General features: G+C 60.8%; 16 protein-coding genes and 1 pseudogene. 7 read left to right on the forward strand and 10 right to left on the reverse strand.

The window, feature by feature from the left end; translation table 11 throughout:
• Window positions 1–5: 5 nt before the first annotated feature.
• From FJ404_10045 to FJ404_10065, 5 genes are all read right to left on the reverse strand, one after another.
• Window positions 6–1,292: an NAD(P)/FAD-dependent oxidoreductase gene (locus FJ404_10045; GenBank protein MBM3823210.1), complete on the reverse strand. Its 1,287-nt coding sequence runs from the start codon at window positions 1,290–1,292 to the stop codon at window positions 6–8.
• A complete protein-coding gene (locus FJ404_10050; GenBank protein ID MBM3823211.1) occupies window positions 1,289–1,882 on the reverse strand; it encodes a hypothetical protein in 594 nt (197 codons plus the stop codon). Before FJ404_10050 ends, FJ404_10045 begins: the two co-directional genes overlap by 4 nt.
• Window positions 1,879–3,210 (reverse strand): coproporphyrinogen III oxidase family protein, encoded by a 1,332-nt coding sequence (locus FJ404_10055; protein ID MBM3823212.1) that lies wholly within the window; start codon window positions 3,208–3,210, stop codon window positions 1,879–1,881. The genes FJ404_10050 and FJ404_10055 overlap by 4 nt, the downstream gene beginning before the upstream one ends.
• A gap of 7 nt (window positions 3,211–3,217) precedes the next feature.
• The gene (locus FJ404_10060; protein MBM3823213.1) at window positions 3,218–4,375 is read right to left on the reverse strand and encodes a Pyrrolo-quinoline quinone; all 1,158 of its coding nucleotides are present in this window, start codon (window positions 4,373–4,375) and stop codon (window positions 3,218–3,220) included.
• A gap of 473 nt (window positions 4,376–4,848) precedes the next feature.
• Complete coding sequence (locus tag FJ404_10065; GenBank protein ID MBM3823214.1) at window positions 4,849–5,802, reverse strand: type II secretion system protein; 954 nt, start codon at window positions 5,800–5,802, stop codon at window positions 4,849–4,851.
• Between the two features lie 882 nt (window positions 5,803–6,684).
• Between FJ404_10065 and FJ404_10070 the strand changes: the two genes are divergently transcribed.
• Window positions 6,685–7,788, forward strand: a complete 1,104-nt coding sequence (locus FJ404_10070; GenBank protein ID MBM3823215.1) for a hypothetical protein — start codon at window positions 6,685–6,687, stop codon at window positions 7,786–7,788.
• Between the two features lie 206 nt (window positions 7,789–7,994).
• On the opposite strand, the gene FJ404_10075 is transcribed toward FJ404_10070, so the two are convergent.
• Window positions 7,995–9,446 carry a hypothetical protein gene (locus FJ404_10075; GenBank protein MBM3823216.1) on the reverse strand — a complete coding sequence of 484 codons (1,452 nt, stop codon included), beginning with the start codon at window positions 9,444–9,446 and terminating at the stop codon, window positions 7,995–7,997.
• Window positions 9,447–9,685: 239 nt separating this feature from the next.
• On the opposite strand from FJ404_10075, the gene FJ404_10080 reads away from it, so the two are divergent.
• Window positions 9,686–12,460: a leucine--tRNA ligase gene (locus FJ404_10080; protein MBM3823217.1), complete on the forward strand. Its 2,775-nt coding sequence runs from the start codon at window positions 9,686–9,688 to the stop codon at window positions 12,458–12,460.
• Between the two features lie 48 nt (window positions 12,461–12,508).
• Here the strand turns inward: FJ404_10080 and FJ404_10085 are convergent, their stop codons facing one another.
• Window positions 12,509–13,528: a rhomboid family intramembrane serine protease gene (locus tag FJ404_10085; protein ID MBM3823218.1), complete on the reverse strand. Its 1,020-nt coding sequence runs from the start codon at window positions 13,526–13,528 to the stop codon at window positions 12,509–12,511.
• Between the two features lie 417 nt (window positions 13,529–13,945).
• Between FJ404_10085 and FJ404_10090 the strand changes: the two are divergent.
• The 5 genes and pseudogenes from FJ404_10090 to FJ404_10110 all read left to right on the forward strand — a co-directional run bounded on the left by FJ404_10090 (window position 13,946) and on the right by FJ404_10110 (window position 18,406).
• Window positions 13,946–14,170: pseudogene (locus FJ404_10090) on the forward strand (type II secretion system protein).
• A 986-nt stretch (window positions 14,171–15,156) separates the two neighbouring features.
• A complete protein-coding gene (locus FJ404_10095) occupies window positions 15,157–15,636 on the forward strand; it encodes a hypothetical protein (GenBank protein MBM3823219.1) in 480 nt (159 codons plus the stop codon).
• Between the two features lie 56 nt (window positions 15,637–15,692).
• Window positions 15,693–16,109, forward strand: a complete 417-nt coding sequence (locus FJ404_10100; protein MBM3823220.1) for a hypothetical protein — start codon at window positions 15,693–15,695, stop codon at window positions 16,107–16,109.
• A 426-nt stretch (window positions 16,110–16,535) separates the two neighbouring features.
• A complete protein-coding gene (locus tag FJ404_10105; protein ID MBM3823221.1) occupies window positions 16,536–17,060 on the forward strand; it encodes an STAS domain-containing protein in 525 nt (174 codons plus the stop codon).
• A 29-nt stretch (window positions 17,061–17,089) separates the two neighbouring features.
• Window positions 17,090–18,406 (forward strand): hypothetical protein, encoded by a 1,317-nt coding sequence (locus tag FJ404_10110; protein MBM3823222.1) that lies wholly within the window; start codon window positions 17,090–17,092, stop codon window positions 18,404–18,406.
• Window positions 18,407–18,436: 30 nt separating this feature from the next.
• Here FJ404_10110 and FJ404_10115 read toward each other — a convergent pair whose 3' ends face one another.
• From FJ404_10115 to FJ404_10125, 3 genes are read right to left on the reverse strand one after another with little or no spacing between them, the layout of a single operon-like run.
• Window positions 18,437–19,363 carry a radical SAM protein gene (locus FJ404_10115; protein MBM3823223.1) on the reverse strand — a complete coding sequence of 309 codons (927 nt, stop codon included), beginning with the start codon at window positions 19,361–19,363 and terminating at the stop codon, window positions 18,437–18,439.
• The gene (locus tag FJ404_10120; protein MBM3823224.1) at window positions 19,338–19,898 is read right to left on the reverse strand and encodes a universal stress protein; all 561 of its coding nucleotides are present in this window, start codon (window positions 19,896–19,898) and stop codon (window positions 19,338–19,340) included. Before FJ404_10120 ends, FJ404_10115 begins: the two co-directional genes overlap by 26 nt.
• Window positions 19,899–19,906: 8 nt before the next feature.
• Window positions 19,907–20,443, reverse strand: coding sequence for a universal stress protein (locus tag FJ404_10125; GenBank protein MBM3823225.1), 537 nt, complete (start codon window positions 20,441–20,443; stop codon window positions 19,907–19,909).
• Between the last annotated feature and the right edge of the window lie 149 nt (window positions 20,444–20,592).

A 20,592-nucleotide genomic window follows, 5' to 3' on the forward strand; every position in this document is an offset into this window, starting at 1 on the left:
GGAGCCTAAGCGGCGACGCCGGTGGGTGTGGCTGCTTTTGGCATGCCGACGGGCAGGGCATCGGGGAGCGGGGCAAATTCCCGGATGACTTCCCAGAGCCTGGTGTAGTCTTTGTTGAGGTCCCCCGACAAGCAGTCGGTGATGTCACCGGCCATTTCGGGATAGCGCTCGGTGATGGTGCGGAAACTGAAGTCAGGATTGTAGAACGCGTACACCAGCTTCCGCATGTTCTCGATGCCTTCGCGCAAGGAAGCGGCGTAGGGAGCGAAGCGGCCCGGCGAGAAATCACGCGCGACGATGGCCTCATGGATCGCGTCGCCCGCCATGACCCCGCTCTTCAAGGCCAGCATCAATCCCGAGGAAAAAACCGGATCCAAGAAACAGTAGGCGTCCCCGGCCAGCAGCAACCCTTCACAACCGCAATGCCTCGAGTGAAAGGTGTATTCACTCGTGAGAAAATAAGGGCCGAACTGACGTCCAGACGACAAATGGTCTTCGATCCAGCGGTTTTGGCCCACCTCGCGCTTGAACATGTCTTCGGGAGACTTGACGCCTCCTCGCGTGAGGTAGTTGCCTTCGGCAACGACGCCGACGCTGACTTGATCGTTCTGTTGGGGAATGTACCAAAACCAGCCCCTGTCAGGAACGAACGCCACGGTCGTGGCGCCTTCATCCAGCCCGAGATCGCGCTGGGCTCCGCGGTAGTAGGTCCACACCGCGACTTTGTTCAAATAGGGATCGCGCATCCGCCAGCCGAGGCGGGCGGAGGCGAACGATTCCTTGCCGGAAGCATCGAGGGTGATGGGTGCCCGGAAGACCCGTGTTTCGCCCGAGGGCCCCTGGGTTTCCACACCCACGACGGCGTCGCCTTCCCTCAGGAGGGAGAGCACTTTGGTTTCCTCCACCACGACGGCGCCGCGACTGCGTGCGTGATTCGCGAGCATCTGATCGAACTCGGCGCGGGTGACCTGCCACGTCTGAGCCACCGTTTCGCGGTCATAGCGATTAAAGAAGTAGAATGGCTGTGAAGTCTTGCCGTTGGGGGCGACGAACTGGACGCTGTACTTCTTGACGAAGCAAGAGGACTTCATGCGGGAGATGAGCCCGAGCCGCTGCAAGGGATGAAAGGTAAACGGAATGAGCGACTCGCCGATGTGGTAGCGTGGAAACTTCTCGCGTTCCACCACCAGCACTCGATGGCCGTATTCCGCGAGCAGGGTGGCCGCGGCGCTGCCGGCAGGCCCTGCCCCGATGATGATCGCGTCCCAATGGGTTGAAAGTTCCTGATTCATGTGCGGGGAAAAATGACGGGGGGAAGGATTTCGACAATTTCCGAGAGTGGACGTTGCTGCGGATCCCAGTGGGTATTGCGGCGTCCATAGAGGGTGACCGCGCCGCTTAGTCCCAGCGCCTGGTTGATCACTTCGTCGGAGGTGACTTGGAGGAAGGCCTTTGGACGGCTCTGATGGGGGACTGCGCATTGGCGCAAGATGTGGCCCAGCGGGAGTCTTTCCTCCAGGATCAGACGGCGGGCTTCGGTCGAAAAGAAGTTGAGGTAGATTTTGATGGCTCCGAATTCGACGGGCTTTCCTGAATCCTTCAACCTCAGGACGACTTCGCGGAAATAAGTTTCACCGCGGATCTCCCGCCCCAGAACGCTCAACTCGACTTCCCCTCCATGGAATGCTTCCAGAGTGGGGGTCATGTCCGCGTCATGAACCAGCAGGCTTCGGGCGGGTTCCGGAATGCGCATGGGTTCGATGGGTTCGATGGGAGGCAGGGCCAGGCCGGCGCGCGCGTAAAAGTCGTCCAAGGGATGGGCGACCGGCAAGACGCGCGGAAGCGGGGTGGTGGTGGAGGGAGTCATGGCGCGGTCGCTCATGTGTAACGCGAGCCCAGATGCTGCGGCAGAAAGAATTCCTTGATCAAAACATCGACTTGCAACAAGGCACGCCGGTCGAGTCGGACCTGATCCGGTTCCAAGGTCAACCATCCTTCGGTCGCCAGACGCGCGAGCGGTTCGGCGAACCGCTGGCGGGGGTCTTCGCCAAATTTGCGGGTGAAATAATCGAAATTCAACGTGCCGAGTTTGATTTGGAGGATAAATTCCCGAATGAAGCGTTCTTGTGGGGTGGGGGTCAGAGCCCGGTAAACCGGCGTCTTGCCCGCATTCAGAGCCGCGAGGTAGGGTTCGAAGTCGTGCTGGTTTTGGTAATGCGTGCCTCCGATGTGTCCGAAGCTCGCAACACCGAGGGACAGGAGGTCGGCGCCGGCCCACAATTTGTCGCGATAGACGAAGCGTGTTTTCGCTTTGTCTTTCACGACGGTATAGGCGCTGCCCACCGCGTATCCCGCCTTTTCGAACTCCGAGAAGGCGTAATCCACCCAGGCCCGCTTGACCTCCCAATCGGCCACCGGCGCCGTGAGACGTCCCTCGGCCTTCATCTGCTTGAAGATGGTGGTGTTGTAGGGCACTTCCATCTGGTAAATGGTGACGCTGTCGGGATTCAGCGCGATGGCCTTTTCGACGCAGGTCTTCCAGTTCGCGTCGGTTTCCTCGACCATGCCCGCGATGAGGTCGATGTTAATCTGGGGAAAACCCAGCTCACGCGCGAAGCCGTAGGCGCGGGCGATTTCTTTGGACCGGTGGGCGCGTCCGTTGATTTCCAGGATGTGATCGTCGAAGTTCTCCACTCCGAGGCTCAAGCGCGTGACCCCGATCTCCCGCAATGCCTTGAGCTTGTGATCCGTCAATGTTCCCGGTTCGCACTCAAACGTCACTTCCTCTGCCTGATCCCACGGCAGTTGGGCTTTCATGCCCCGCGTCAGCCACAGCAATTGATCCACCGATAGATAACTCGGGGTGCCGCCTCCGAAATAGACGAATTTGGGGTGGCGCCCTCCCACAAAGGGTTGCCGCGCGTAATACTCCAACTCCTTCAAGGCGGCGTCCAGATAGGCGCGGATCTCGGACGAGTCTTTGTCCGTATAAACTTTGAAATAACAAAAATGGCAGCGTTTCCGGCAGAACGGAATGTGCAAGTAAACACCGAGTTCCGTGCCGGGCAAGGGCGGGCGCGCCAGCGCTGCTTCGAGTTCACCGATCGCGTCGGTTCGCCAGGAGCTGAACGGGGGATAGTTGGAGACAAAGTAGTTCCCCGCCTTGGTCTCTCTGGCCAGCGGCGGTGCGGGGGATGTCTGGGCGCTCATAGCAGGGTCAAGGTTTGGGTCCGAAACAATAGGTTGAACCATCGTCGCTCCCAATGACGACGCGTCCATGGGCCACCGCCGGGGAGCTGGTGACACCCTGTCCGATGTCATACTGCCAAAGCTCGCTGCCATCGGCGAGGGAGACGAGATAGACACGCCCATCCTCGGAACCGACCACCACTTTGCCGTCACAAATCACCGGGGAACTGTCCACCTTGCCCCGCGTGCCAAAAACCCACTTCGCCTCGCCCGTCGCGCGGTCCACGCAATGCAGGCGCTTGTCGCGTCCGCCAAACACGAGCCGGTCCGTGGTTACCGCGGGTGAAGAGAAGTAGGGAAAGGCGCGATCTCGATAGGACCAAAGGTTCGTCCCTTTCTCGAGGTCGACGCATTGAAAGACGTTTTCATAATTGCCGAAGTAAGCGCGTCCATTGATCAGGGCGGCGGATCCGGCCACGTAGGCCCCGGCGTCCCCTTCCTTGACTTTCTTGCCATCGGCGAGCCCGATGATATGAAGGATCGCGTCGCAGCCTCCGAACACGGTGCGTCCGCTGGCAATCGCCGGCGAGCCATTGATATAGTTGCCGGTTTCATAAACCCAGTTGCTTCGCCCGGTTTCGGCCCCCACGCAATGCAGTTTGAAGTCGTAGCTGCCGACCAGGATCCAGTCTTCTTTGGCGCCTTCCGCGCGGAACCAATTCGGTGCGCCGAGAATTTTGTCGTCCGTCTTGTATTTCCAAATCAAGGCTCCCGATTGGGCATCCAGGGCGTAAAGGATGCCATCACTGGAGCCTACGAACACGCGCCCCTGCCGCACGAGCGGTGAGGATTCGATTTCGGCTTGGGTGGTGAAGGACCATCGCTTGGCGCCGGTTTGGAAATTCAGCGCATAGATATTGCTGTCGCCGGAAGCGGTGAAAACCTGGCCTCCGACAATCGCGGGCGAGGCTTTGACGGGTCCGCCCGATGGATGGGTCCAGAGCAATTTGAGGGAACTGCTCAGTTTGCCGGAGGCAACCCCTTGCAGAGAAGGATGCCCTCTAAACATGGGCCAATCACCTGCATCCGTGGCCGTGGCGGGCGCATTTTGGGCGAGACTGAGCGTGAGCAGGGGGAGCCAGGCCAGGACGGCGAGGAAGGGTCTGGGCCGTCTGCCGAACCCCATGCACCAACGCTTCATCTTCCAGGCCATCATACCCTTTGAGTTTGGCTCAGGAAGGGAGGCGAGGCAAATAATTTATACCTATACGTATTAATTCCGTGCATCCCGAAGTTATCTGTCGTGGGGCGCAGGCTGCCCAGCCTGCCGTATCGCCGACGGCCCGGCGGCCCGGCGGGTGAAGAACGTGGCCCTTCCATGCTCTCCACCCGCCGGCTTCCCTTCGTCGCCCCGCAGGCTAGGCAGCCTGCGAAACAGCAGACAGGGCTGTCTGCGTGACCACGACAACCCGGTCACCGAAAACCTCTGGACGCACCGTCTGAATTCGGCGCCTTGCGCAAAGGCGCTGGCGGGTCGGAGGGCGGCGTGGACGAAGCCTCAACGCCTCAACACCGGCCCTGATCGAAGGGGAGTTTCGCGGTGCCGCGCGCCTGGAGGTGGCTGGAGATCCGGCCCCGAATTTCCCCGGCAGAAGGCCGTCAATTGGAGGGTTCGGTTCGAAGCATGGAGGCGCGTTCCTTGAGCCAAGGCAGGTCGCGATTGCCGTGAAAATACATGCCGAAGTGGCCTGGAAACGGCCGCTTTTCCGCGTGAAACTCCAGGGGATCCTTCCATTTCCGCGTTTCCACGTGGCCATCCGCGAAAGCAATCACGCCCGAACCGCGATGTTCCGACGAGGGAACGTGATAGTAGAGCCCTTCGAGGGCGCCCAGGTGGACCACGAAGGCGGAATGACAGAGGGTGGCCGGGTTTTGGTCCAGGAACGTGAAGATCTGCGACGGGCTGCCTTGGGAGAGTTCGGACATTTTATAGAAAGTCCAGTATCGCGAGCTGTTGAAGCTCGCGCTTGGGAACTGCCAGCCCAGATAAGCATTGAGGCTGTAACTTCGCGCGTGGGGATGCCAGCGGCCCTCGAGTTCGGCTTTGCCGCGATCCGCCGGGCATTTGTAGATCGCGGGGTCTTGCAGGTAGGCGCCGAAGGCCGCATGGGCCGGATTGACCAGCAAATCGGTGTTGGTCACGGCCCAGGGTTGCTGGTGGGTGGCGCCGACCACCCAGAGGCGTCCGCCGGCAAGGAAATCCGGCAGGCCGTATCCGTTGGGTGCCATGGTGTCTTGATGGTCGGCGGCGTAGAGTTGCCAGGTGAGGCCGAGTTGGCGGAGATTGCTGAGGCATTTGATCTTTTGGGCGCGTGCTTTGGCGCCCGACCAGGCGGGGAAGAGCAGTCCGGCCAGAATGGCGATGATGGCGATCACCACCAGAAGTTCGATCAAGGAGAATCCCAGGCGGGAGGATGAATGCAGGAAAGGCTTCCATCGAGCTTGCCGGGGTGCTTGAACGGCCGGGGAGAAACGCGGTGGTCGAATGAACGTGCCGCCGCTGATGCTGCCGGGATCCACCCGTCGGGGTGAAGAAGCGAGAGGATGCACCACAGGGAGTTCGGCGGGAGTTGAACGTTACGACCAGGAACCTATACCATCGAAGCTGCCTCCGCACAACCTTCCATTTGGATTGGTTTCCGTGGGCAAACTCTGATCCAAGGTAGCGCGTTCCTCGCAACCTTGGGCTGCGGGACGGAATCCCGCTGGGATTCCTGTCGGGACGAATCTGAGTTGCGTGACGTCGGTTGCGACGCACGAATCCAAAATCTCTGTCCCCAGCGAATTCCGCTGTCCCTAGCGAATTCCGCACGCCAAGAGCGATCGGGCCCGCTTCCCAGCAATTCTCATTTGGCCGGGTAGGGCGCGCACTCCGCTGCGCGCCGCTCTTGGAAACAGCCGGTCTCGGCGCGCAGCGGAGTGCGCGCCCTACCTTGCTCCAGGCAAAATGAGAACGGATGCGCACCTTCCGATGGGGTCGGCAGAGTGGCGCATCCACCCTGACGACGCGGTCGGTGGCAATGGCGGACGGACCGGGAAAGGTCGTCCTGCGGTGTTCATCATGGGCACGGTGCTTCCTCTGCGGGAAGCAACCGGAGATCTCTGTCCCCGAAGAACTCCCCCGCAGATCAGCCACAGCTCAAATGGCCCAACCACGTCGTCAGGCTGTCCACGATGAGGCGCCGTGAACGGCGTGCTCCGAAGGTCACGGCTTCATGTCGGGTTCAAACCTACAGCGGAATCACCGAAGTTCATGAAGCCAGCGAAGAGGGAGTTGGGGCAAGATTTGGATCATCTCCGAGATCGCTGTCCCCGAAGAACTTCTTCCTCTCCCTGCGAACCATGAGCGGGGAGAGGACCGAGGAGGGGTAGGCTGAGAATGCCCCTCTCTCCGGCTCTCTCCCCACTCGTGCCTCGCGTCCGAACGGCCTCTACATGAATTTCGGCATTACGGATAGCTTTCTGGGCAAACCTTGCAACGACACCCGCTCGGTGAAGATCTGCGTCGAATATTTTGATGACGCGGCCTTGAAGGACGTCGTGACTTTCGGCCCGGAGGCTTACGCCACGGACGCGCTGGGCGGGATTGGATTTTACCCGGCGGCCAGCCGCGAAAAACTGAAGGGGTCGGGGAAATGGCAGCGTCGATCGTGGATCGTGCCGGCGGTGAATCTGCGGGGTGTGAACACGGCTCCGCACACGGGCGGACCCCGCCTCGCTTTCGAAGGGGGGGCGGTTTTCGTCAGCCGGGTCGATCTCGCGGTGCTCCGTGAAGGCACCCACCCGCTGGCTGGGCAAGATCCGCTCGCCGATTGCTACACGGATCCGAACATCTGCCTGGGACTCTACGGTGACTATGCCGAGATGGATTTGGCGAAGGGTCTGTTGGACGGCCTGGCGCCGGGTTCCAGTGGCGGGGATCAGGAAATGATTCAAGAAGAAGCGGGGCCGGCCAATGATCGTCGTCCATCCATTCGCGCCGCGCTGGACGACGGTTCGCCCGCCTTCCGCCACATTTATCTGAATCTGGCGATCACGGACGAGAAGTTGGGTCCCAACAGCCAGCCCAACGCCAAGCTGGCGATCTGCATGACGTATTATGACGCGCCGGAACTGGCGGGGGCGAGTTTTCGTCCCGAGGTTTACCAATCCGAGCGCAATGGATTGGTGACCTTCGCGTTTACTCCTGGAAACATTGCGGTGGTGCTCGAAGGTTCCGGGACCTGGAAGGATGCTTATTTTGAACTGCCGGACGTGAAATTCAATGGGGTCAATCAAGGACCTCAGGCGGCTGCGCGCTTCGTGATGTCGGGCAAGATCCCCATCACCCGCGTGCGTTACGCGGTCATCCGCCCCTGCGGACCCAACGCCAACAAGAACCTGCTCGAAGGTTGCAAGCCGGTGACCGATGTGACGCTCGGCGCGGCGCGGACCGCGGGCGGACGCATTCGGCTGGCCTGGCCCGCCGGCGCAGGGGGATTCGTTCTGGCAGGAGACGGATTCGCTGTCGTCGCCGGCTTGGAAGCCTGTGGGGGGTAATCCCACCACGGAGGGCGCGCAGGCGGTGTTGGAAGTGAGCGCCACGGGTTCGGCCAAGTTTTACCGACTGGTGAAGCCCTAACTCAACCCCTTCGGCGGTTCAAAGATCGCCGCACAAACTTGGATCCAGGTGAGGCCGGATTCCTTTGCGGGATCCGGCCTTCCCTCTTGTCGGCCGTGCCAGCCGCGGCTTCCAGGTGAGAGCGTTACCGGAGGGCCTCGGTCTGTCTTCGAATCGATGCGGCAATGCGATCCTCGATGCCTTCCGCCCAACGGTGGGCTGGAAATCCATAAACATACATCGAAGTGTTGCCTTCGTATCCCCAACGCGGATTCGCCCGGGGCGGCATGTCCTCGCGCAGCACGCGTTCCGAGGGGATGTAGGCCATGACATCATTGCAATAGGCGGCGATCCAGGTGGATTCGCCGTGCTCCTTCTTGAATCGAAGGGCGTAATCCACCACGACCTCGCCGCCGAGGGCAAACCACCATTGGCGGGCGCCGAGTTTCCAGACTTGCACAGGATAGTCGTAATGCCGCGGAAAGGATCGTCCGGCCTCCAACTCGGCAAGCAACCGTGACGCCCAGCGGGTGGTCCCGCCGGCGGGTCCGGCAGACATTTGCTTGAGCTCCTCCCGAGTGGGGGCGGGTCCGAGCGGAAGAGGAATGGATTCCATGGAAGAACGAAGCTCTGGTTCGAGATTGTCTTGGGGTCCGAGAAGCGTCTCTTCCACCGCGGACGCGAGCATATTGCCGTAACGTTCGGCCAGGCGGAGTTCGCGGCGGGGCAGAGGATTTTGATCGGCTCCGCATCCCATGAAAAACATGGCCAGCGCGCCCGGGTGGCTTTTTTCCAGGGTGGATTGGGCGAAACCCGCGTAGTCCCCGCACCATTGATAAAAAGAAAGCGTGGTGTTGTGGCAGGCGTAGCCGAAGACGACGGCTTTCAAGACACCGCGAGGATCACGAACGCTGAGGACGGGGACCGCGTGATCGACGGGTCCTTTCAGAGCCTGGGTGGCGATCAGCGTGGGGACTTGTTCTTCGAGGTTGTTGCGCCGATTGATGGCGAAGCGGGTTTGGCCGGAACTGGCGAAGAGGGTGGCGGGGGCCAATCGCGAGAAAGCTTCCTTGACGGTGGACACGATGCGTTCCTCCAGTTGGTTCGAGTATTGCTCGATGCGGGCGATCTCAGGGCTGGCGATCGGGTAGGCGTCGTAGAGCGCTCGACGAAGGACGGGGCCGCAATGCGTGTGCGAGGCGTGAAGCATCATCTGGCGGGGTTCCAGATTCAGTTCGTGCTGCAGGCGTTTGGTGACGTTGGAGTGGATCGATTGCGGGATGCCCAAGGTGTCCGTCGAGAGAATGAGTCCACGCTGGGCGCGTTGGTCCTCGAGGGCGAGCGCTTTGATCCAGAGCGGCTGCGCGGTGCCTTGCGCGACATTGGTCCTCGCGCCGTAGCCGGCCATCCAGAGCGGTTGCTGGGGCGTGATGTCGAAGGCAGCGGTGCCTGCTTTCCAGTGCGGCTGAGCCGAGAGAGCGCCCAGGAAAATGAGCAGCAGCAAGGGGGCGGCGCGAAGGGGATGACGCATCTCAAGAGGACAGCATAGTTGCGTCGGAATGCCAATGTCGGACCGCGCTGGCTCAGCATTTCTCATTTTGACGGATCAAGGTAGGGCGCGCACTCCGCTGCGCGCCGAAACCGGGTGTTTCCAAAGGCGGCGCGCAAGGAGTGACGCGCCCTACCCACCTAAATGAGAACGGCTGGCGCTGGCTCTCGGGTGGATCCGCAAGGTGTTTGTCGGAACGCGACGGTGTTGACCGCCCGCCCGGGGATCGGGACAGCTTGATTCTGGGGTTGCGGGTGCACGGAGGGTTCCCACAAGATCGCCGCCCTATGTCGAGCCGGAAGCAGTATCCTTTTGATTTGATTGAGCCGAAGTGGCAGCGATTTTGGAGCGAGCAGGAGACGTTTCGGGCCTGGAATCCGGGCGAGGTTATTCCGGCGGAGCATCCGTTCGCAATCCGGCACGGGCTGGGGGGAAGGGCGCCGAGGTCCGGGGAGCTGCCGCGGAAGTTTTACATTCTCGACATGTTTCCATATCCCTCGGGCTCGGGGTTGCACGTGGGGCATCCGGAGGGTTACACGGCGACAGACATCCTTGCCCGCTATCGTCGGGCCGCGGGGTTGAATGTGTTGCATCCGATGGGTTGGGATGCCTTTGGGTTGCCGGCGGAGCAATATGCGATCAAGACGGGCCAGCATCCGCGCAAGACGACGGAGACCAACATCGCCACGTTCAAGCGGCAGATTCAGTCTTTGGGCTTCAGCTATGATTGGTCGCGGGAGGTGGACACGACGGATCCCGGCTATTTTCGATGGACGCAGTGGATTTTCAGCCGGATGTACAACGCCTGGTTCAACCCCGAGACGCGGAGGGCGGAGCCGATTTCGACGCTCCGTTATCCTGAAGGATGCGAGAGCGAACCTGAGCGCCGGGCCTTTCGTGATTCCCACCGGCTCGCCTATGTGACGGAAGCACCGGTTTGGTGGTGTGAAGCCCTTGGCACCGTGCTGGCCAACGAGGAAGTCGTGGATGGCCGGTCCGAGGTGGGCCAGCATCCCGTGGTGCGGAAGCCGATGCGGCAGTGGATGCTCCGGATCACGGCCTACGCGGAGCGGCTGTTGTCTGATCTCGAGACCATCGACTGGAGCCATTCGCTCAAAGAGATGCAACGGAATTGGATTGGGCGCAGCGAGGGGGCGGAAGTGGATTTCACGGTGGCGGGCGACCCACCTGGACGGGCTGGAGCGGAGGCCAGGATTCGGGTTTTTACGACACGTCCAGACACGTTGTTTGGCGCCACTTACATGGTCTTGTCGCCCGAGCACCGGCTGGTGGAGCGCATCACCACCGGGGAACGGAAGGCGGAGGTGGAGGCTTACCGGGCAGCCGTCGCGAAGAAATCGGATCTCGAAAGAACCGATTTGGCGAAGGAGAAGACGGGCGTGTTCACGGGAGCCTTCGCGAGGAATCCCGTGACGGGAAAGAACATACCCATCTGGATTGCGGATTACGTGCTGGCGACGTATGGCACCGGCGCCATCATGGCGGTGCCCGCTCATGACGAGCGCGATCTGGAATTCGCCCAAAAATTCAACCTGCCCATCGTGCAAGTGGTGGCACCCGCGGATCCCAAGGCCGAGTGGCGCGGTTACACGGCCGAAGGGACGGCGGTGCACTCCTCGAACGCGGAGATCGCCCTCGACGGATTGCCCACGGGTGAAGCGAAGCGTCTTATCACTCAATGGTTGGAATCGAAGGGGCTGGGCACGCGCACGGTCAACTACAAGCTGCGCGACTGGCTGTTCAGCCGCCAGCGTTATTGGGGCGAACCGTTTCCCATCGTCTGGAAGCAGGATGCCTCGGGAACCTTTCACGAGGGGATTGACGAGTCTCAACTTCCGCTGATGCCTCCGGCGTTGGATGATTACAAGCCCACTCCGGACGGCCAGCCGCCTTTGGCGCGGGCGGGGGACTGGGTCCGGCCGGCGGCGGGACTTGCGCGGGAAACGAATACCATGCCGCAATGGGCAGGCAGTTGTTGGTACTACCTCCGATATTTGGACGCGCGCAATGCGAAGCGGTTTGTCGGAGCGGACGCGGAGGGTTACTGGATGGGGCGCGAACCCGCCGGGGGTGGGGAACCGGGGATGAAGTCCGTGCCGGGCGTCGATCTTTATGTGGGCGGCACCGAGCACGCGGTGTTGCACCTGCTTTACTCACGCTTTTGGCACAAGGTGCTTTTTGACTTGGGATGGGTGAGCACGGCGGAGCCATTCCATAAGCTCGTGAATCAGGGACTTATCCTGGGTGAGGATGGCCAGAAGATGAGCAAAAGCCGCGGCAACGTGGTGAATCCGGACGACATTTTGGCGGAATTCGGCGCGGATGCGTTCCGGCTTTACGAAATGTTCATGGGTCCTTTGCAGGATTCGAAACCCTGGAGCACGAAGGGGGTTGAAGGGGTCTATCGTTTTCTGGGGCGGGTATGGCGGCTGATGGTGAATGAGAAGTCCGAAGACGCTTTCGAGCAGGCCCGAACCGCCGCGTCCGCGCCCGCTCATGCGGGTTTGCTGGATGCGATCCAACTCCATGAATCGATTCGCCCGGTCGAATCCACTCCGGCCCAGAAGAAAGCTCTGCATACCTGTGTGCGGAAGGTCACGGAAGACCTGGAAGGCCTGCGCTTCAACACGGCCATCTCGGCGATGATGGTGTTTGTGAACGAGGCCACTTCCTGGGAGACGCGTCCCATGGAGGTCATGAGGGTGTTTATCCAGTTGCTGGCGCCCTTCGCGCCGCATCTGAGCGAGGAAATGTGGCTCCGACTGCACGCCGATACTCCGGGCGTGGTGCCGAGCCTGACTTACGCGCCGTGGCCGAAATGGGATCCCGCTTGCCTCGTGGAAGACACGATCGAGATCCCGGTTCAAGTGAACGGCAAGCTGAGAGACGTCCTTCGTGTGCCAGTGGAGGCGACACGGGCCGAGATTGAAGCTGCGGCGAGGAATTCGGAGAAAGTCCGGATATTTCTCGAAGGCAAGGCCGTGCTCAAGGTGGTGGTGGTGCCCAAGAAGTTGGTCAACTTCGTCGTGGGATCCCCCTGAGGGACAGGGAAATTCGGAGGGGGGAGACCTCCTCGGTTTCGGGGAACTTCAGCTTCGGGAACACGAGGCGATGTAGCCCCACGCCATGCCGGTGACGAGGCCGACGACGTGGACGGTGTTGGCCACGTTCGGAATCCAGCCCACCATGCAAACCCCCAGCCAGATCAGCATCATATAGACCACGGGTGGATTGAGGAAATAGCCTGAAAAAGGGTCGTATTTGCCGCGAATCCAGACGTATCCGAGCATGCCATAAACCACCCCGGACATGCCGCCGAAACGCGGTCCGGAAATGAGGAACTGGCTGAGGTTGGAGATGGCCGCGACGACGAGGATGAAGAGCAGCAGGGTGGCGGCGCCTTCCTTGCGCTCGATGGCGCTGCCGAGGTCCACCAGCCACATCATGTTGAACAGAATGTGGAGGATCCCATAATGCAGGAAGATCGGAGTAAACAGCCGCCAGACTTGACCTTGCCGGATTTCGGTGAGGCCGAGCAGACGGTCCACCAAGGAGCCGATGGGATAGAACTGGGAGATGACAAGGCTGCGCACACCCATCTCGCCTTTGATTTGTTGGAGCACGTAAACCGCGACCGTGATGCCGAGCAGCGCCAGCGTAAGGGGGGCGAGGCTGCCTCGCGCGGCGCGACGCAGCGTTTCTTCGCGGGAATGGACTTTGCGCCGGTAGTTCTCCTCGGACTTTTCCTCTTCAGCGCGGCGTTCGGCGGCTTCCCGCACGATCCTCGGAAACTTCGGGTCCGCGGGATTGGAGAGGTAATCGTGGAGCAATTGCTGCCCTCGCAACACATGTTCCTCGGCATGAACCCAGACACTCCATTCCTCGCCGGATTCCTCCTCCACCTGGTTTTCGATTCCCTCGACGTAGAGGTAATCGCTCAACACCCTGGCTTTGGATTCGCCAACGATTTCACCGATTTTTCGCATGAATAATTTCGCGTTGCGCGGGGCCACATTACTGGCGCTGACCCGGTCAAGCCAACTGCAATTCGGGACCAGAGTCGTGGTCTGCGCGGATATCGTGGCCGGGGTGAGCCCAGTCGTTCTCATTTTGCCCCGGAGCGCGGCGGGGTCGTCCTTCGACGAGCCGCAGCACGTTGAAAAATCTGGAGTCTTCCGAATTGTCCGCGCGCTGCGGCTGGTTGCCGACCCAGCCGCGCTCCCCAAAATGAGACTTGCCGCGGTGCATCCCGATGTTGCCGGTGATGCAGGTAGGGCGCGTCCGTCCCGGCGCGCCGCCGGAGCATGATGTTTTGCATCCCGTGGGCGGCGGGCTGGGACGGACGCGCCCTACCAACAACATCGGGATACACGGGACTTGCCGGGGTGAGCCACGAAAAGCTTGTCTTGGCGGTGGGTTTTGAGATAAGTGATTGGTATCCAAATGAATCTCCCAAACCATGGCGTAGCGCTGACCCGCCAGCTTTCCGCGAAGGCGAGGCCCTTACCCTTCAACCCTCTAACCCTATGAAAATGATTCGCTCCTTTTCCGCTCCGAGCCTCTTCTCGCGCTCGCGGGCTTTCACGCTGATCGAACTTCTGGTGGTGATTGCCATCATTGCCATTCTCGCGGGCATGCTGCTGCCGGCCTTAAGCAAAGCCAAAAGCAAGGCGGGCGGCATCCGTTGCATGAGCAACAGCAAGCAGTTGGTGTTGGCGTGGACGCTGTATTCCGGCGATAACAACGAGCGGATTGTGCCGAACACATTCGACAATAATTCGTGGATCGACAACGCGTGGATCCTGAGCGGAGACCTGACGACCATGAGTCCGGACGCCACGAACCGGAACATCATCTCGCGCGGCAAGCTCTGGAACTACAACACTTCCTACGAGATTTACCAATGCCCGACGGATCCGCTCTGGCCGCCCAAGGCGCGCATCAAGCAGAAGCGGAACCGCAGTTACTCCATTCAAGGCCGCATGGGCGGCCCCAATCCCTTGTTCATCGATCTGCAGCCGAGCGCCAAGGTGAAGTCGCACCGAGCGTTTGACAAAGTCGCCCAGATCACCAATCCCGATCCCTCTGGCGCGCTGGTTTTCATCGACGAGAGCGAGTATGTGATCGACGACGGGTATTTCATCATCGACGCCTTCAGCACGACGACTTGGCAGAATTATCCCTCCTCGAGGCACAACAAGGCGGCGGGGATGTCGTTTGCCGACGGTCATGCCGAAGTGAAGCGCTGGATTGGCGAGAGCACGCCTCTATTCAAAAACACGGGCGGTTTTGTCCAGGTCAAGACCGACAAGGATCGCGCCGACCTCAGGTGGGTGGGCAGCAAGATCATTCTGGAGGATAAATAACGCCCCGTGCGAAGCCCGATCCCGCTGCTATGACCGCCCGATTCAACGATGCGCGGAGGTTATTAGGAGCTTCGGGGAGACGTTAGGTTGCCGCTGCGAGTCTTCCGGTCGCCGCGATCCTGGTTGTGGGAGAAGGCTTTCGCAATCCGCCACCGGGAACGCTGGGGCTGGGGCAGGCGGGGGCGAAGATCGCTCTGGTCGATGACGCGTCGGCGGCCTGGATCAACCCCGCCAACCTGGCCGGGCAAACGGAATCCGAGGCGCTGGTGGAAATGACGATGGTGCATTTCTCCGTGTAGTACGATTCGCCCGCGGGGGCGAGGAGCTCTACCGTCGAACCGTTCAAGCTGCTCCCTTCCCTCTTTGCCTCCATGCCGGTGGGTGAGGACAGGCGCTGGACCTTGGGACTCGGCTTGACCAGCCCGTTCGGGATCTCCAATGAATGGGAACAGGATGGGGCGTTCGCGGCGCCTTTCGGCTCTTTGCGTTATGCCGCACCTTACTTCGCGGAGTTGAAGACCGTGAATGCCCAGCCTACGCTGGCCTTTAAGCTGGGGGAACGCCTCGACATCGGGTTGGGCTTCAATGTGCTCTGGTCGGAATTGACCCTGAAACAGTATTATCCCTGGGCGATTTTTCCCGGAGGGACCGGCGCGGATCCGGATGGCATTGTGCGGTTGAAGGGGGATGGAGTGGGTTTCGGTGGAAACGTGGGATTGACCTGGCGTCCGGCGGATGATCACGCCTTGGGATTGACCTTTCGCTCGCCGATGAAAGTGGACTATTCGGGTTCGGCCACATTGGGCAACATGCCGGCGCGATGGAGCGCGGGCCGATGGACACTGAAGTGACGTTTCCGGCCATTGCCGGCGTCGGCTACGGCTTCAAGTGAGGCGAGCGCGTCCGGTTGGGTGTCGATTTCGAATGGATTCAGTTCTCACAATTCGACGAGTTGAATCTGGAGTTGGGAGCGAACGGAGCGTTGTTTCCCTCCACGCGGATTCCCCAGGATTGGCATAACACCTTCACGGCGGGAATCGGGGGCGACTGGGCGGTTTGCCCGCATTTCACGCTTCGGGCCAGTTATCAATTCTACAAGTCGCCGGTTCCGGATGGAGCCTTTTCGCCGACGATTCCGGACGCGCATCAGCAGGTATTCACCGTGGGCGGAACGTTTCATTTCGGAAGGCAAGAGTTGGGACTGGCTTACGGGGGGATCTTTTACGAGGACCGCGACATTACGGCGGCGATGAATCCCGCTTTCAACGGACGCTACCAGGTGCAGGTGCATCTTGCTTCCGCGAGTTACCGGTTTCGCTTTTGAAGCGGGGGCGGGGCGTCGTGGCGAGGTGCGCAAACGGGGAGCCACGCCGGGAGGGCTGCGTTCCACCGCAGCCCATCTTGATCACCCTCGGAAAACGTGGGACGGCGGTGGAACGCCGCCCTCCCGGAACCGAGGTGCATGGACACCTCGGAAGATCCGCATGCACGCCGTGGTTGTCCTGGGCAATCGTCCCCCAACAACGAAGTGATTCTGCTCGGTCTGCTGCGACTGGCTTTCAGCACCGTCGCGCTCCGAAGACGCCGGAGCGCGCGGACGGGGCGGAATACTCCCGATTTTTCAACGTGCTGCGGCGGGTCGAAGGACAACCCAGCCGCGCTCCGGGCAAAATGAGAACGACTGGGGGTGAGGTCTGTGCCTTGACATGGCCCGAATCGGACCAAAGGATCAGCGCCTCTGTTGACGCATATGAGTGTTCCTGGCGCCAAAATCTTGCTTGCGGTCTCGGGCCCGAAGGTGTGGGTGAAGGTGGTCGGCAAAGCCTCATTCTCGGTGAGCGTCGATCTCAAGACCGCCCTCCAATCCCTGGTTCAGCGTGGCCACACCGAATTTATCTTCGACCTGTCCGAGTGTCCGTTGATGGACAGCACGTTCATGGGGGTGATGGCGGGCTTTGGGATGGAACGGGCCGCCGGGGCGTTTCCCTGTCTGGTCAAGTTGGTCAATCCCGCCCCTCGCGTCGCGGATCTGCTCGAGAGCCTCGGAGTGGCCCACCTGTTCACGCTGGTGCGCGGCGAGGCTGTTCCGCCAGCTCCGGGGCCACTCCTGGAAGCCTCTTCGGCCGCGGCGAGCAAGACCGAGGTTTCCAAAACGTGTCTCGAGGCCCATGAGATCTTGATGTCCTTGAATCCCGCCAATGTCGCCAAGTTCAAGGACGTGGCGCAGTTTCTCGCGGAGGACATCCGACGGATGGAATCCGAGAAAAATCCTTAGTTGATCCAACGACTCTTTGCTTGACGACCATGACAACGCGATCCTCCCCCCTACCGGCCCGTCTGAAGTCCCTCCTCTTGCTCAGTTGCTTCTTGGGCGGCATCGGCCTAATGCATGCTGAGAATTGGCCGCGTTTTCGAGGTCCTTCCGGCCAGGGACTTTCGACGGAGAAGCGTCTGCCGCTGCATTGGAGCGCGACTTCCAATGTGGTTTGGAAAGTGGCGATTCCCGGGGAAGGCTGGTCTTCTCCGATTGTTTGGGGTAAGCGCGTGTTTGTGACGACGGTGACGGATCAATCCACGCGATGTCGTGTGCTGTGCCTGGACCGTGATTCGGGTGAGCTCATTTGGGACCGGACGGTCTTCGAGATCGTACCGCTGCGCAAGGAGAGCAAGAATTCCTATGCAACGCCCACCCCGGTGACGGATGGGAAGCGCGTTTATGCGGTATTCGGCGATGGGAGCATGGCCGCGTTGGATTTCAAAGGCGGCGTCGTTTGGACTAACCGTGAGATCTCCTTTTACAGTCGGCATGGCTTGGGAGCTTCGCCGGTGTTGCACGACGGGTTGTTGATCATGCCGTTCGACGGCAGCAACCGAGTCTTGAAGGCGGGCATCTGGCCGAACACCTCCGATGAAGAGCGGTTGGGCTGGCAGATTCCGTGGGACAAGGCCTTCATTGTGGCCGTGGACGCCCGCACGGGACGACGGATTTGGACGGCGTCTCGAGGCAAGTCACGCATCGCGCATGTGACCCCCAACATTCACGGGACCGGTCGCAAGGCCGAATTGATCAGTCCCGCGGGAGATGTGATTCAAGGATTCGATCTCCGGACAGGAGAACGGTTGTGGACGGCCTACAGCCAGGGCGAAGGAGTGACGCCGAGCTTTGCCATGGGAGAAGGGCTTGTCTTTACCGCCTCGGGATTCGAGAAGACGACCATTCGCACGTTGCGGTTGGGCGGGCGTGGCGATGTGACTTCGACGCACGTGGCGTGGGAGCAGCGCCGGGGGGTGCCGTCACAGCCATCGCTCCTTTACCTTGCGCCCCATTTGCACAGCGTGACGGACGGCGGGGTTGCGCATTGTTATCAAGCGGCCTCGGGAGAGGTGATTTACGCCGAGCGCGTGGGGGGGAACTACTCGGCTTCGCCTGTGGCCGGCGCCGGACACATCTACTTTTTGAGTGAGAATGGCGAGACGGTTGTGATTCGCCAGGGTGCGGAATTCAGCGTCGTCGCCCGGAACGCGATTCAAGAGAAGACCCAGGCCAGCATGGCGGTTTCGAACGGGCGACTGTTCATCCGCACCGCGGGCAATCTCTACTGCATCGGCTCCAAGCACTGACCACGAGGCCGCGGTCGGCCCGCGAAAGGATCAGTAAACTGCCGCACGAAGTCCGGAGATTTCCCGAATTCGACGGGCCGCTCGAGTCAGCGAGCCCAACGGGAGATGGCCGCAGTGACCACGATGAGAAGGACGGGTGGCGGAATACACCTGAACCTCGGTGATCCGCGCCCCGGACTCCTTCAGTTCGTGCAAGGTGCGCCCCAGGGCTTGGATTTCCTCGCCCGACGGGCCGCGTCCGTCCAGGGATGGCATCATGGTTTGGATGACCACCGGGCGACGCTGCGAGATTCGTCGCACGGATTCGATCATGGCGGGGAATTCGCATGGGGCTCGGTTGATGCGCTGGAAATGTTCCGGGCTGCCGGCGTCCAGTTTGAGCCACACCTCGTCGCGCGGTCCGAACAAATCGAGCGCTTCAAGGCGGTCGCGCTCCTGTAATCCCGCTCCGTTGGTCAGCAGGACCAATTTGAAAAAGGGAAAACACCCGCCCGCCCTCAAATGAACGACAGTTTCGACCGCTTCGGTAAAATTTGGACAGAGCGTTGGCTCTCCGTCCCCGCTGATGGCCACCTGTTTGAGGGCCAGCATTTCCCGGGGCACATGCGCGTAGGCGGGCCGGGATTGAATGCGGCCGGACAGGACCAGATCGAGACCTTCGGAAAGTTCAAAGGAAAGCCTTTGGCTGTCCACCGAAATCTCCTCGGCTCCTTCACCGCCCCGGTCGATTTCGCAGTACACACAATCGTAATTGCAGACGCGCCTGGGGTTGAGATTCACTCCCAGCGAGAGTCCCCGGGCACGGGACGAAATGACCGCGTAAACGTAACGATGATTCAGTGGGTCGCGGGGACAACCGAACGCGGTGGAGGGTTTCACGGCATCTCGCCGCCTGGCCTCTGGAACATGAGCGGGTGCGGGTGAGGAGGCTTCAGCGAGCGAGGAACTCATGCTCATCCTCCCGCACCACCAGCACTGGGCACGGTGCGCGGCGAACCACGTTTTCCACTACGCTGCCCAGCAGGACATGCTTCAGACCGGTGCGTCCATGGGTTGAGATGACGATCAGGTCCGCGTCCAATTCTTTGGCAGTTTCGGTGATGACGCCGGTGGGTTGGCCGGTTCGGACGCGCAGCGTGAAGGGCACGCGGCCTCCGATTTCTTCCGACGCGAGCTTGGCCAGCTCCTTCTCGCCATGAGCGGACATGCTGGCTTGCAATTCGGTGTAGTCGGGCACCGCGAATTCGGAAGCCGCGTAAAGAGGCGCCACCGCGTAAAGCAGGGTGATGGCCGCCTCGTGTTCCTCCGCGAAAGGAACGGCATACCGCAGGGCCTTGCGGGAACACTCCGAAAAGTCCACCGGCACCAGCACCCTCTTGATGAGGAAGGCCGAGTTTGGCCGCGTCCGTTCGGCCGCGTTGATCATGGGCTCGTCTTTGCGGTTCAATTCGAGCACAACACCGCCAGCTTTTTTTCCCAGTTTGGCTTTCATGGCATGAATCAGGTTGAGGGTTTTCGAGTGGCGACAAAGTCTTTCTCCGATTCGCGGACCACCAGGACAGGGCAGGGAGCATGCCGCACCACACGTTCCGCCGTGCTCCCCAGGAACGCGTGCTTGATCCCGGTGTGCCCGTGGGTGGAAAGGATCACAAGGTCCGACTTCAAATCCCGGGCAGCCTCGGCGATTTCGTGATAGGCGGTTCCGAAGCGCACGGAGGCCCGCTCGATGAGGGCGGGCGGGATGCGGAGTTTCTTGGACGTGGTTGCCAGTGACTTCCTCGCCTCGGCGGCGGCGCGGTCGTTGTCCATGGACAAAGGAAATGCTCCCACGAAGTCGGGGGTGGCCAAGGGTTCGACGACATGCAGGAGGGCGATCTTGGCCCCGAGCAGCTTGGCCATCGGAACGGCGTAGGAGAGGGCCTTTATGGAACAGTCTGAAAAATCGACCGGCACCAGGATCGATTCCACCCTTCTCAACCGAGGGGTGCCGGCATTCCGGACCGGCTTGGAAACCTTGGAAGCAACTTTCTTTTTCATATACAGCCCAATCCTTTCATCGGTAGGAAAATGCCACTCTCGGGTCGTCCAGCCTACCCTGAGCTTGGGCAAAGCGAGCCCTTTATTGGTGTCGGAAAGACCAAGGCGGGTTGGGTCCGCCGTCGAATGCCGGTTCCCCACTTGGTCTC

This window comes from Verrucomicrobiota bacterium, from assembly GCA_016871495.1.
Taxonomy (GTDB): domain Bacteria; phylum Verrucomicrobiota; class Verrucomicrobiia; order Limisphaerales; family VHDF01; genus VHDF01.